The 13,202-nt window shown below is 55.9% G+C and carries 11 protein-coding genes and 1 tRNA gene; 8 read left to right on the top strand and 4 right to left on the bottom strand.

What is annotated here, in order from left to right:
- Positions 1-5 precede the first annotated feature (5 nt).
- From hsdR to BUB53_RS22530, 4 genes are all read right to left on the bottom strand, one after another.
- Positions 6-2,465, bottom strand: coding sequence for an EcoAI/FtnUII family type I restriction enzme subunit R (gene hsdR, locus BUB53_RS14955; protein WP_073035579.1), 2,460 nt, complete (start codon positions 2,463-2,465; stop codon positions 6-8).
- A gap of 122 nt (positions 2,466-2,587) precedes the next feature.
- Positions 2,588-4,273, bottom strand: a complete 1,686-nt coding sequence (locus BUB53_RS14950) for a site-specific integrase (protein WP_073035578.1) — start codon at positions 4,271-4,273, stop codon at positions 2,588-2,590.
- Positions 4,270-6,192 (bottom strand): site-specific integrase, encoded by a 1,923-nt coding sequence (locus BUB53_RS14945; protein ID WP_159437840.1) that lies wholly within the window; start codon positions 6,190-6,192, stop codon positions 4,270-4,272. The genes BUB53_RS14950 and BUB53_RS14945 overlap by 4 nt, the downstream gene beginning before the upstream one ends.
- Before the next feature lie 214 nt (positions 6,193-6,406).
- Positions 6,407-6,955, bottom strand: coding sequence for a helix-turn-helix domain-containing protein (locus BUB53_RS22530; RefSeq protein ID WP_143163237.1), 549 nt, complete (start codon positions 6,953-6,955; stop codon positions 6,407-6,409).
- Positions 6,956-7,237: 282 nt separating this feature from the next.
- Between BUB53_RS22530 and BUB53_RS14935 the strand changes: the two genes are divergently transcribed.
- The 8 genes from BUB53_RS14935 (at position 7,238) to BUB53_RS22785 (ending at position 13,193) form a co-directional block, all read left to right on the top strand.
- Positions 7,238-7,327 (top strand) — tRNA-Ser (locus tag BUB53_RS14935).
- A 147-nt stretch (positions 7,328-7,474) separates the two neighbouring features.
- Positions 7,475-8,644, top strand: coding sequence for a tyrosine-type recombinase/integrase (locus BUB53_RS14930; protein WP_073035575.1), 1,170 nt, complete (start codon positions 7,475-7,477; stop codon positions 8,642-8,644).
- Positions 8,631-9,416: a hypothetical protein gene (locus BUB53_RS22525; RefSeq protein ID WP_143163236.1), complete on the top strand. Its 786-nt coding sequence runs from the start codon at positions 8,631-8,633 to the stop codon at positions 9,414-9,416. The genes BUB53_RS14930 and BUB53_RS22525 overlap by 14 nt, the downstream gene beginning before the upstream one ends.
- Positions 9,417-9,668: 252 nt before the next feature.
- Positions 9,669-9,896 (top strand): hypothetical protein, encoded by a 228-nt coding sequence (locus BUB53_RS14920; protein WP_073035573.1) that lies wholly within the window; start codon positions 9,669-9,671, stop codon positions 9,894-9,896.
- 113 nt (positions 9,897-10,009) lie between these two features.
- On the top strand, positions 10,010-10,813 hold the full coding sequence (locus tag BUB53_RS14915; RefSeq protein ID WP_229709562.1) for a helix-turn-helix domain-containing protein: 804 nt from the start codon (positions 10,010-10,012) through the stop codon (positions 10,811-10,813).
- A 135-nt stretch (positions 10,814-10,948) separates the two neighbouring features.
- Positions 10,949-11,305, top strand: coding sequence for a plasmid mobilization protein (locus BUB53_RS14910; protein WP_159437839.1), 357 nt, complete (start codon positions 10,949-10,951; stop codon positions 11,303-11,305).
- Positions 11,302-13,002 (top strand): relaxase family protein, encoded by a 1,701-nt coding sequence (locus tag BUB53_RS22520; RefSeq protein ID WP_073035571.1) that lies wholly within the window; start codon positions 11,302-11,304, stop codon positions 13,000-13,002. The genes BUB53_RS14910 and BUB53_RS22520 overlap by 4 nt, the downstream gene beginning before the upstream one ends.
- A 20-nt stretch (positions 13,003-13,022) precedes the next feature.
- Positions 13,023-13,193, top strand: a complete 171-nt coding sequence (locus tag BUB53_RS22785; protein ID WP_159437838.1) for a hypothetical protein — start codon at positions 13,023-13,025, stop codon at positions 13,191-13,193.
- Positions 13,194-13,202 lie beyond the last annotated feature (9 nt).

Raw genomic sequence — 13,202 nt, 5'->3', positions numbered from 1 at the left:
TATTGTCAGGCGCTTTCTTCGTAGAGGGCATTTTGCAGGTCATGAACGGCCTGCAGGTAATCGTTCTTTTTGCCAAAACTTCGCATGAGCTCAATGGGCGTGCCCATGTGTGAGAAGGGGTTGATTTGAAGGATATTCGTGTCGTCGAGGGTCAGGACGCCCTCATCGGCGTACTTTTCCAGAAGGGCCTCAAGCACGGCTCGCGCCTGTTCGCCATACCTGTTGAAGGCATCGCGTTTCTTGACGTTCTCGGCGCGCTCTCGCCGGGTGAGCGGCTTGGCGTCAAACGCGATGTGGCAGATCAGGTCAAAGGGATCGAGGTCGCGGCCCAGTTCCTCGCCTATCAGGGTGATGTCGATGCCCTCTTCTGACAGCTCGTCGAGGATGGCCTGCTTGCGGTCTTCCGCATTCCAGCGCCGCAGGAAGTCATCCATTGACGCGAAGCGGCGGGTCAGGTGCCGTCTGGTGAAATCCTTGAGACTTTCAGTGACAAGATTCCCGTCCGCATCGAGGTATTCAACGCGCTCCTTGATGATCGACGCGCCGATTCCATCCACGTAGATTTTCTTCTGGGGACCGGAGCTGGACGTCGGATCGTCGCCGCCAAAAGGATCGTGTGGCGCGAGAGTGGGATCAATCGGATCGATGATCACGGTTTCACCGCCCTCCGGATCATCCGGTGGTTCCGTGGATTGATCGTCCGGCGGTGTCATCGAGTCATCGGGGCCGGGCTGATAGATCTGGACGGGCTCGCCGTCGAAGTCAGGGTCGGCAAAATGATTTGTGGCGCCACGGAAATCCATGAGCGTGAAGTAGTATTTGCCGGTGTCTGCGTGGACGCGTGTGCCGCGTCCGACGATTTGCTTGAACTCGGTCATGGAGCCGATTTCCCGGTCGAGCGCGATGAGGCGGCAGGTTTGTGCGTCCACGCCCGTGCTCAGCAGCCGGGAGGTGGTCACGATTACCGGATAGTCGGCTTCCGGGTCAATGAAGTTCGCGAGCTGGTTCAGACCTTCCTTGTCGTTTCCTGTGATCCGCATCACGTAGCGGGAATCCTTTTCGATCAGATCCTGGTTTTCGTTGATCAGCGCCTGTCGCATGCGCGCGGCATGTTCCTGATCGATGCAGAAGACGATCGTCTTTTGCATGCGGTCACCACTTTCCTTGAGGAACTGGGTGACGCGCTGGGCGACCAGTTTGGTCCGGTCATCAAGGACCAGCGTGCGGTCGAAATCCTTGGTGTTGTAGATGCGATCCTCAACCTCGTTCCCGTCACGATCGAGCTGACCTTTCTCGGGGCGGTATCCTTCGACATCACGGTCTATGTGACTCTTGATGACCTTGTAGGGCGCAAGGAAACCGTCGTGGATGCCTTCCTTCAACGAGTAGGTAAAGATCGGTTCGCCGAAGTAATTGATGTTGGAGACGTATTCGGTCTCTTTGGGCGTTGCTGTCATCCCGATCTGAGTGGCCCCGGAGAAGTGCTCGAGAATTTCCCGCCAGGCGGAATCGTCTGCGGCACTGCCGCGGTGGCATTCGTCCACGATGATCAGGTCGAAGAAATCTGGTGAGAGTTCCTTGTAGATCTTCTGGCTCTCGGCCGGCCCGGTCAACGCTTGGTAAAGTCCGAGGTAGATTTCATAGGCCGTGTTGATGCGGCGCTTTTTGTCGACTGCGAGCGTAAGGTCCTCGGTGGTGCCATCCGCTTTTTCGATTGTCTTTGAATGCGTCGACAGCTTGGCCATCGACCCTATGAATGGGCGAAAATCATTGACCATGGTCTGGTCGACCAGCACGTTTCGGTCAGCCAGAAAGAGGACCCTCTTTTTCGCACCGGATTTCCACAGACGCCATATGATCTGAAACGCGGTAAAGGTTTTTCCCGTGCCCGTCGCCATCACCAACAAGAGCCGGTCTTGCCCTTTGGCAATCGCCTCAACGGCGGCGTTCACTGCATTGGTCTGGTAGTAGCGCGGTGTTTTGCCGGTATCGTGGTAGCCTTGAAACGCAACGCGCGCCTGTTGATCGGACAGGCCTTTCCAGGTCTCGTATTTCTTTTGCAACTCGTCTGGAGATGGAAACTCGTCCAACCGGATTTCTGTTTCCATGGAAGCCGATTGCCCAGTCTTGTCATGGAACAGAAACCGATCGCCGTTGGTCGAAAAGGCGAATGGGACCCGCAACATTTCAGCATAGGAAAGAGCCTGCTGCATCCCATCGCCGACAGAATGCTTGTTGTCCTTAGCCTCAATGACAGCAATGGGGATATTGGGCTTGACATAAAGCACGTAGTCGGCGCGCTTCTGCTTGCCACGTGCGACCATCTTTCCGCGGACAATGATCCGACCGTCTGTGAGTGTTTTCTCCTCAGAGATCTGTGTCTGCAAATCCCAGCCAGCCTCCACGACCGCTGGTGTAATCAACTTGCTACAAATATCTCGTTCGGAGAATGTGTTTTTCTTCATATCTCTCAGCCAAAGGTAGAGTCGCCAGCCTACATATCACAGCGCCGTTCTCAAGCCTCTTGCAGCGAAGACGCTCACCACTTCGCGCAGGGTCTCATACACAGCTAATTTCACCTTTCCGCTCAGAAGGCCTTTTGGGGCAGCGTGACCTGATCTGCCAAGTCCCTCAATGCCTGCGCAGCTTCGCGCAATCGGATTTTCCGGGCGAGAAACTCGTAGGCTTCCTGGGATAGAGGGTTCTTGTGTTGAAGCATTGCGGCAACTATCTCGCGGTCTGCTCCACGTGCCACCAATGTATCAGCCCATATCGTTCGCAGGATGTGGGGCCCATGTCCGCTGTGACGCGCCACCAGCGTGCTGAGAGCGTCCAGCGAATATGGCTCACCTGGTTTTTTCGGCGACGCAAGAAAAGGCGCACCGATGCGTTCGCGATACACGCGCCATAAAGCCCTTGGCTCCGTGCCCAGCAGCAGGCAGGCGTCGAGAAAAGGAGACACCTCTTCAGGCAAAACCAAAGGCTCGGCCCGTGTACCTGACTTCTTCGTCCAACCAAGATCAAGCACCCAGCAGTTAGCATTCCGAGACAACTGATCACCAATGGTAAGGCGGCACAGATCACCACGCCGTAAAGGGAAGACAAGCAGGATTCCAAGAACGCCTACAACAGTCAGGACTCCCCTTCGAACCTGTACGTTCTTTGTATTATCCGCCTGATCGATAAGGTTATGTGCGCGTAGGAAATAGTCCTCGAGAGACATCGGACGTTCACATAGCGCCCGTTCCTTCCTCTTGGGGTCGCCGTTTTTGTCTGCGAGGGCCCAAAACCGGTTTGTGAAACGACTCCATTTTCGGCGTTCCTCTGGGTCGTGGATGAATGGCCGAAGCTGTTCGCAGTACGTGGCGACGCTACGTCGGCACCAGCCCTTTTCGCCGTTTGTTTGTGTCCAAAGTTCCAAGCGGTCCAATGCGTAGTCTGCAAAGATATCGAGGGCGCTCTTTTCAAAGCTGATCGCTCGCCCCTGTGAAGCAAGCAAATTATGATGCAGCATCAGGCTTTTCCGGCGATTTCCAATAGTTGAAGCACTCCAATCATTCGCCGTATCCCGCGATGTAAGGTCATTCAGAAGCGCTTCTACGTCCGCGATCACGCGCTTTTTAGAAGGCCGTTTAGATGGTTTTGGTGGCCACACTCTTGAATAAAGATCAGTCTGTTCGTGGCGAAACACGACAAGGTGGGGATGACCAGGGACCAATAAATCCATCGCGACGCAAAGACGGGAGAGGCGCTGATACCGTGTGCGTTCTGTAATCGCCTCAGTGAGATACAGGTGGCGCAAAGGGTCGGCAGGTAAGACTCCAAGTCGGTCGATGCAACGCAGATAGGCGTCGACTTCTTTTAGGTAGCGGCGCACCTCTGGTACGCGTAGATCCTTGGCGAGGTGCCGCATTCCGGTCGGCCACCACCGGGCAGCGATGATGTCGTTAACGGATCGATTGTCGATCTCGTTTTCATACAGCCAGTCACGCAAGTCCTTGTCAGGCCCTGACGTGCCCAAGTCGTAGAGGACACGCATATACTGCGGTGTCACGCCTTCGGTAAGGGACTTGCCCAAAAAACAGCGAAAGGCCTTCCACCCTTCAAGATCGAATACCACAGGACGTCCCGGGAACTCATCCCGGGACCACATGCAATACAATCTCACGGTACGGAGGATCCGCGAGCGTATCGGCTTGGATGCCTTCATCAGCCGGCTCGCAAGAACATGCTGAAAGTCGACGGGCCATTCCGCTGGTATTTTCATTGTCATACGCCCAGTCTCCTGTAGATGGTTGCCTGTGCCTGCATGACATCCCGAAGCTGCCGGGCCCGGTCGACAAACATGTAGGCGCTTCGCACGGTGGCTTCGGTATCTCCAAGCAGTTCGGCGATTTGGCAAACGGGCACGCCATTGGCATAGAGATGACTGGCTACAATGTGACGGCACATATGCGGCGCCACGTTGAGCCCAATCTCAGAAGTGTAGTTCCGCCAAATGCGCCGTAGGGTCTCAATATGCAGACCGCAGAACAAGGCGTTTGGTTGCCTGTATTTCGCGTGGGGCGGTTTGTGCTTGAGGATAAGAGGGTGAGCAGTTTTTAGGTACCATTCGAAAATTTCCCTGGGAAATATGGCCCGTGTTTCAAGCAGAGGTACTCCCTCCGAAAAGTAGCCATTCTTGACGATATGGCCGGGGACGAGGATGGTGAGCTCTTTTTCACCCCGATTATGTTCAGGAAAAACCACGTGCGGCTGGGACCCGCCCGACAACAGTCTTTGACGGGTTGCCAAGCGCAGGGGATACCTCGTCGCGATCACCGTATGGACGGCCATGATTGCGAGATCCAGCGCCCGATGTTGGGCCTTGTTCAATCCCGGTTCATTTGAGTTCTTCAAGGCGTCGAAACCAGCGATCAGTGGCTTGGCCTCGTCGAAGAAGACTTTCGGCATAGAGAAAAACTGCCGTTGAAAATTCTCGTCATCGATGAAGCGCAGACAGAGTTCTCGCTTGTACGCCGCGGTCGCGCTTTCTTCCTCGGTGCGGCGACGCAGTGATCTGGCGTGGAATAGCGACGGCTGGCATCGGCCGCGGTAGAGAGGACACAGATCACTGAGAAACTGGATTACAGAATTTGCGTGCGCTCGACGAACATCTGGTTGGCAGATCGGACCAAGCCCGCCCTCCGCGCAAACCTTCACGACATCGGCCAGCACTTCAGGTTGAGTGAACGCTTCGCGATCAAACGGCCTGTCCGAGCTAACCAAACCCAATTCGACCGCACCATGCCAGTACCAGCGCACCGCTGTCGCGATGTTTTTCGCGCGGTCGTTACTGATACCATCCGTTTCGATGCTCCTACTCTTTGTTCCGTATTCCACGGTCTGTTCGCCACGACGTCGCCGGTCGAGGTAATCTTCCAGAGCAGCCTCCAGATCCGGATGCATCGGAGGCGTAGAGCGCTGATGAGCCGCTGTCAGGTGCCCAAGTGTGCCAATTGGCGCGATTGGGAGAAGGCAGTTGGGTACACGGTCATCGTCACGCAACTTATCCAATCGCTTGGCGCCGCGCTTCACAGCACCCTTGATGTTTGGCAGGAGATCACGCGCAAACCCTTCGATCTGAAGGCTGGTCAATTCGCGCAAGGAAAAACCACGCAGACGGCATTCCCTTGCCAAGATATTGAGAGGAAGCCGCTCATAGGTATTCAAAAGTACCGGCCCTTGGTTGCGACCAACGACATGGTCGATCAAAGCGGCCCAGTCATCGTCAACCGAACGAAACACATTGATCGTAGCCCGACGTCCCGAAACGACATCGAAAAAAGCGGAAAGATTGCTGGCCCAGACTTTGACTGACGCGAGGCTTTTGAAATTGCACCCCCTCGGGATGTGCCCAGTCTTCTTGATTTCGGCATATATACGTTTTGGTTCGTCTGGGTCGCAAAGGATGAGTTCCTCGGCGTCCGCGATGCCCATGGCGTTGTAGACCTTGAGGGCCTTGTTCACCGATCCCCGGATTTTGAGGCGCCGGGTTTCGGCCCAATATTCGTCGCAGACACCGGCGGAAAACCGGGTTTTAGCGGTGGCGAGATCCATCTGGACTGCGTCGCAAGAGTAATGGTTGCCGGGATTATGCATGACCGTCATTTTGAGTTTTCCTTTGAATATTCTTTCGAGCAGTTGCGCCATCCGCGCCGCCCTTACGACCGGGGCGGGCGGGGGTGCGCAATGACGCGCAATGTGCGCAAATCGGAGTTCGGGGGAGAGGTTTGACATGGACGCCCTGTTGGGCCCTTGGTCCAAGTCCAACAGGGCGTTTGTGTCAATGTGGCGTGGTTCGTCACAAAGTGCGTGGATCGCACTTTCCGCGTCATAAAAACCGAATTTCCTTCTTGGATCGGTGTCATTTCGGTTTGCTCCGGAGCATCTCGTGCCGGTACAGCGCGGATGCCAGATCGCGCCGGAACCGGTGCTGTTTACCGATGCGTATGGAGAAGAGTCGCCCTTCGCGGGCGTGCCGCCGATAAGTGCCCAAGTGCAACTTCAAAATGCGATTATCGTCATCACGCTTGTCTTCCGGCGTGAGGAGGTCCGCGAGTAATATCAGCCGCTCGTCATCCGAGGAGAGTGCCCAGGTCTTCAGAGGGTCGCTTACGCCTTCGATAGCGAGTAGGTCGGTGAGCGGAACGGTGAGGTCGCGCGTTCTACCGGGATTGAGACCAGAGTCGCGCAACAAGCGCCGAACCGTATCAGCACCAACGGACCACCGTTTCGAAATCGTCTTCTTCGTAAACTCTGGTATCGGATGCTTTGCGAGCGCACGAGCTATCTCTCGCGTTTCTGCCGCGCTTCGGCTTGGAGTAGTTTTACCTTCTCCTTTCGTGGCTTCAGGGGGGTGGTTTGTGCCTGCTGAACGATGTTGAAACTTGTCGTGGGGGGCTTCCGGTTTCATGGGTCAATCTCCTTAGTATCCAGGAGATCGGTTCACTTCATCACGCTGAGAAACGGAGCTTTGAGGAAGTGCGACGCAGCTTTGAAGGCTTGCAGTGAGGGCTCCATCGCGTTGCCGAAGGCACTTTTGCAGGTTGGGGAAATGACCAGATCTTTCCCACTTTCTATTCCGCGTCGTTCCTTTCCATGCCATTTCAAGGGCTTGGACGGGTCTGCGGCAGGTTGCTAAGTGTTTGAATTTTTGCCTTGTAAATCCAACCCTTGCCCGGCTATACGCGTCGGCGGAGACGTGGCCGAGTGGTCGAAGGCGCTCCCCTGCTAAGGGAGTAGGCCCGGAAGGGTCTCGAGGGTTCGAATCCCTTCGTCTCCGCCACCCATCATTTTCATACAGTTGTGTTCAGACCCATTCAGCGCCATATGGCGCTGTTTTTGTTTGATTATCCGCATTCGTTGTTGATCTTCGGATTTCTTCGATTACACTCGTTTCTGTTCATTGGGTGGTATAAAGTGTGGTATATACATGGCTCTCCATAGCGGCAAACTGACCAAGAATCTGGTGCGAACGCTTGGCCCCGGTCGGCATGGCGACGGGAATGGCCTCTATCTTGTCGTTGACCCGAGTGGCGCACGGCGCTGGATTGTGCGCGTCACCGTCAAGGGGCAGCGGAATCGGGAAGGCAAACCCCTGCGCACCGATTTTGGTTTGGGCGGCGCCGATATCGTGACGCTGAACCAAGCGCGCGACCGCGCCCTCGAATATCGCCGCATGGCAAAGCAAGGCTTAAACCCGCGCTACAATGTCCGCCAAGAGGTGCCTTGTTTCGAAGAGATCGCCCAGCAGGTTCACATCGAGCGGCTGCCGACATGGAAGAACCCCAAGCACGGGCAGCAATGGATCAACACGCTCGCCGAATATGCCTTCCCGAAGATCGGGCGTTTGCCAGTGTCGGAGGTCGGGCAGCCCGAGGTTTTGCAGGTTCTGCTTCCGATCTGGACCGAGAAACACGAAACGGCCAAGCGCGTGGCGCAGCGGATCAAGGCCGTGCTGGATGTGGCAAAGTCGAAGGGCTTCTATACCGGCGAAAACCCCGTCAACACGATCCGCGATGCCAAGGTGTTGCCGCGCGTCAAACAAAAGGTGCAGCACCACAAGGCGATGCGCTGGCAAGATGTGCCCGCCTTCTATGCCGACCTTGCGACGCGGGACGCCACAGCGGCCAAGGCGCTGATGTTCACCTGCCTGACCGCAAGCCGGACCAGCGAGGTCTTGCAGGCCCGTTGGGAAGAGTTTGATTTCGATGCGATGCTTTGGACGATCCCGCATGAGCGGATGAAGGCCGGGGAAGAGCACCGCGTACCGCTGACGCCCCAGATGATCGCCATCTTGGAGCCATTGAAAGCGCTGCAATCAGAGGCGGTATTTGAGGGACAGAAGCGCCATAAGCCCTTGTCGAACATGGCCATGCTGATGCTTTTGCGGCGCATGAAGATCGAGGGGATCACCGTGCATGGCTTCCGCTCGACCTTTCGCGATTGGGCGGCAGAGCGGCCTGATGTATCCCGCGAGGTGGCGGAGATGAGCTTGGCCCACAAGGTGGGGTCGGACGTTGAGCGCGCCTATGCGCGGTCAGACTTGTTGGAAAAACGGCGGCAGTTGATGGAAAGGTGGTGCGAGTATGTTGCCTCGTGAAATTTGGAATGATGGGAGAAAATTGAAACTTCCCGCCCTGAGATCCGGTGCGTCAAATTATGATTACATAATGTATCGTGCGGCATACGAGATAACGCACTGCTTAGAAAAATGGCTGAAAGTTCCTTTGGATTACAACGAAACATTTTTGCCAGCGGTATTGATGTTAAACCCATACGCAGGGCCAGTTTGGATGCACTCCGATCAGGGGCAGGAAATCGGTGACATAAGAACCGTCATCAAACAGACGCGTAGAGCCAAAAAATCGGTCAAAGAATCCATTCGTCTCGAATATGCTGGAGAAAAAGGTGCGTCAGATGATGAACTGGCTCGCGCACTGCGCCGGATGAAGGGACTTCCACCTCCGGTTTCACTTTGGATCGAAAATGCAGCCTGTCAGACACATTTGGAATGGGCAGGCCTATTAGATCATATCGACGTTCTTTTCTCTGAGTACGCCAAGGAGCGCGGGGGAAATTCTGGGCATCAGCGGGCACGAACTGTAGCGATCGTGGTGCGGGCGCTCTTTGAAGTTCATTCTGACGAGCGCATCACCCTCGGCATAACTGAGCAGGTTCCCGAAGGTAGCTTTGGCAAGTGTTTGCAAGAGGTTTTCTCGTGGGCAGGTATTCCAGTCAACTTCTACCGTTATGCGCGAGAAGCTCGACAGCTCGCGCGGGATGATCATCAACTGAAAAAATACATAGATATCCTTCAAGAGCATTATGTTGAGGAACCTCCAACTCCCAGGGGCCACATAATCTACTTGTAAACGGTGCGCCAATCATACGGGGTTGACGTCGTTCCGGGGCAGTAGGAATTTAATATTGGTCTGTTTGTGCCTCCTCGCGATGACGAGGCAGTCCGGCTGACAGATAGTCAGGCAATCACCAACTTTCGGGCATAGCTAAACGCGTTGCCGCATGACGACAAATTTTGGAAAAATTGTATTGTTGGTTTTGCGTGAGGATGCGGTCTCTGCCGTTCATATTCGATTTCATACCAGTTGTTTGGGAGAAATTGAATGTCATCCACCGATGTCGAAGTATTCGATCCGAAAAGAATTTATGACGATTCTGACCCGGAGCTAAACATCATCGCAGGCAAATCAAAGCGCGCTCAGTGGAGGCATCGACGCGTCGGGCCTGCATTCATCAAATTCGGGAGGCGCGTAAAATATGCGGGTGCCGACCTGAATGCCTGGATTGATCAAAATCGTGTCCTGCCGACGGAATCTGGCTCGCATGTGTGAACTTGATTGTTCGTTGCAGGTGAACGCGGTCTGGGTTGAATGAGATGAGTTGGGAAGTTGCCAAGCTCTGTTCCGAAAGGAAATTCGGCAGTCCCGTGCGGAAGCAGATCATAATGTTTCTAGCGGACAAGGCCAGTGATGATGGATCGGGGATTTGGTGCTCTAAAGGCACCATTCACCGGCACACTGAACTGGGTGAAAGCACGGTCAAACGCGCTGTGAACGAACTGGTCCAGGAAGGTATTCTGATCGAAACCGGGCAGCATCGTCGCTGTAAGCACGGTTACACGGTCGTCTACCACATGAACCTCGCAATCGTTCAAACGCTCGAATTGATTTCGGAACCATACGACAAAGTCGGATACCCAACCGGGTCCAGAGTGGACGGGGGTCACACTGAACGGGGAACGGGGTCCGTTCCGGACGGGGCACCGGGTCCAGAGCGGACCCCAAACAATCCTAAAACCATCCTGAAACCACCTACGCGCGCGCGAATGCCCGAGGGGATGGGTAAGAATTTTGAAGCCGCATGGAACGCCTACCCCGCAGATCGGCGACGAAACAAATCCTCATGTCACCAGCATTTTCTGCAAGCAGTTGAGGAAGGTCTAACGGCAGAGGAGCTTGGCAGAGCAATAAAGTCTTATGCGACTGAAACTTCGGGCTACACTCGCTCGAAGGTATGTTTTTCAGACAACTGGTTCCGCGAACAGCGTTGGCAGCGACATGTCGACGAAATGCGGAAGGCAAAAATTGAGAAAGCTGAACAAGCAGAAAACCATCTGAAGCAGCGCGCAGACTATGTGAAAAATCACCACTGGATGTGCGCACATATCTCGATTGCTGAGGCTGGTAAGCTCTTGTTGCGCGGATTGGTTTCCGAGGATGAGTTGCGGCGCGCGGGAGTAGTCTACTGATGGTGTGCCGTATGCTGCCAGAAAGCAGGAGCAAGGTTACGCATGTGGCTACGCGACATGCACCTTGGAAGGGAATGGGCAAGCCCTTTCCCCTTCACCCCAAGCCCGGCGCGCGGAGCGCGTCAGGTGGCTGGTATGAGTAACCGAGAGCCAAAACCGCGTGTGGTGCGCGATCTGGTTTTGCGGGTGCGCTGCACGGAGGAGGAGCGCGTCACCTGGTTGCGCAAGGCCCGCGCTCAGGAGAGTTCGCTATCCGAGTACACCCGCCATCTTTTGTCCGGCGAACCCATGCAGCGGCGGGCGCGACCACCCGAGGTCGATCCCGTGCTGCTGGCGACCGTCGGACGTGCGGGCAATAATCTCAACCAGATCGCTCGCGCCATCAACACAGACCGCAAGGCCGGACGCGCCATCGACCTGATCGCGGTGCGCACTCTGCTGATGACTCTGGATCGCCAACTGACCGAGATCGTCGCGGAGCACTCAAGATGATGGTGCGCTTTTTCACGCATGGCGATGGCTCCGGACGCGCGGCGGTTGAATACTTGCTGGCCGAGGAGGTCGCGGCCTATTGTGAGGACCGCAAGCGCATCGCGGGCCAGACCGTTCGCCGAGATGTGTTGCCGGAGGTGCTGTCAGGCGACCCCGACCTGACCCGCGCCCTGATCGACAGCAACTCCCGGAAATGGCGCTACACCAGCGGTGTGGTCGCCTTTCATGCGGAGGACGATCCCACCGAAACACAGCAGGCGGCTGTGATGCGTGACTTCGAGCGCGCCGCCTTTGCTGGGCTGGAAAGGGATCAGGCGAATATTCTCTGGGTGCGCCATAAACATATGGGCAACGTGGAACTACATTTCCTGATTCCGCGACTGGAGCTTTACCAGAACCTATCATTCAACCCCGCACCACCGGGATCGGAGGCCTATTTCAACGCCTTTCGAGACTATTGGAATGCCCGCGCGGGCTGGATCAGCCCGGAGGAACCCTCCCGCAAGCGAATGGTGAAGCCGGTATTCGATTTCGGAGACCGGAAGAGCATTAAAGAAACGATCCAGACGCTGATCATCCAGCGGATCGAAGCTGGTGAGATCAGCAACCATGCTGATGTCCGCGCCGCTTTGGCTGAACTGGATGGCCTGGAATTCAAACCGCTGCCTGACAAGCAGCTTGAGAAACGTCGCAAGGCCGATGCCGAAGAGACCCGAGGCGGCAAGCCCCGCAAACGCGACACCCGCATCACCATGCGCGTCGCGGGCACCTCGGACAGCCAGAACACATTCCGATTAGAGGATCGAATTTTCCATGAAGACTGGACCGCAGATGAATACTTTGCTGCAAAGCCTGCAAGCGAAGGTCGAGACGCAGACCCATGCAACCGAAGCGCAGACGCAGCAGATGTTGAACGACTTCGAGCAGCATTTATCGCAAGCGTTGAGCGCCGCGCAGCAAAAAATCATGCAAGATATGCGCGAGTTGCAAAAGCTGAGCGAGATTATCCACGACGGGACAGCCACCCAGGTCGAGGAACAGGCCCGCAAGATACGGCAGGCGACAGCCGAGCTGGAAGCCAGCCGAAAAGAATGGCGCACAGTGACATGGAAGACCATGCTGCCGACCTATCTGGCTGGGGTCTTGCTGACCTTCTGGGTGCTCTTGATGGCAGTGCAGCTGACCTTTCCCAAGCCGCAAAACGCGACGGTGGAGCCGGGGCTGGCGATGTTCGGCCTCGAAGGGGCGAGGGTGAGCCGTGGCCCTGGCGGCTTGGGCCAGGTGCTGAGCCTGCCGCGCGGCGTCACGCTGGCCGATTGTCCGATCCCCAACCTGAACGGCGGCGAAGTCTGCGTCGAGACCGCAACCACGAGGTAAACCATGGCACACCCGCAGTTGACGCCCTTCGAGACCGCATTGCTGCGCGCTGTCGAAGAACTGAACACGACATTCGAGGCTGGTTTGAAGAGCGCCAGCGCCTCACCGAGAGAATTCGAGACCTTGCATCGCGCATTCAATCGTTTCGCGACAGACTTGGAGAAACGTTTGACCGCCTTGGAGCGGCAGCAGGCGGAGTTGCGGAGATTGTTGGAGACTGGCTGACCCGGCGGTCTGCGCACCGGGAAGAAGCTGAGCAGAGCAAACCGAAACCACGAGGCACGGCCCCTGCGCCGTTGTCAAATGGCCCGAAATTCTAGGTAAACGAAAGGACACAACCATGAAGACCGGAAAAAGCATCATCGACCAGATTCAGAGCGCATTGGGCGAAATGGAAGACACAGGCTTTCTGGATGATTTGGCTAGCAACGCCGAAACGGTAGGAGAAGAGGCCGAACCGTCAGCACCCAAAACACCCCGAACGCAGGACAAGCACACCGAACCGCGCTAACTTGTCAGG

It is taken from the genome of Roseovarius pacificus (assembly GCF_900142665.1).
Lineage (GTDB): Bacteria > Pseudomonadota > Alphaproteobacteria > Rhodobacterales > Rhodobacteraceae > Roseovarius > Roseovarius pacificus.
This window is presented reverse-complemented; position numbering and strand designations above follow the sequence as displayed.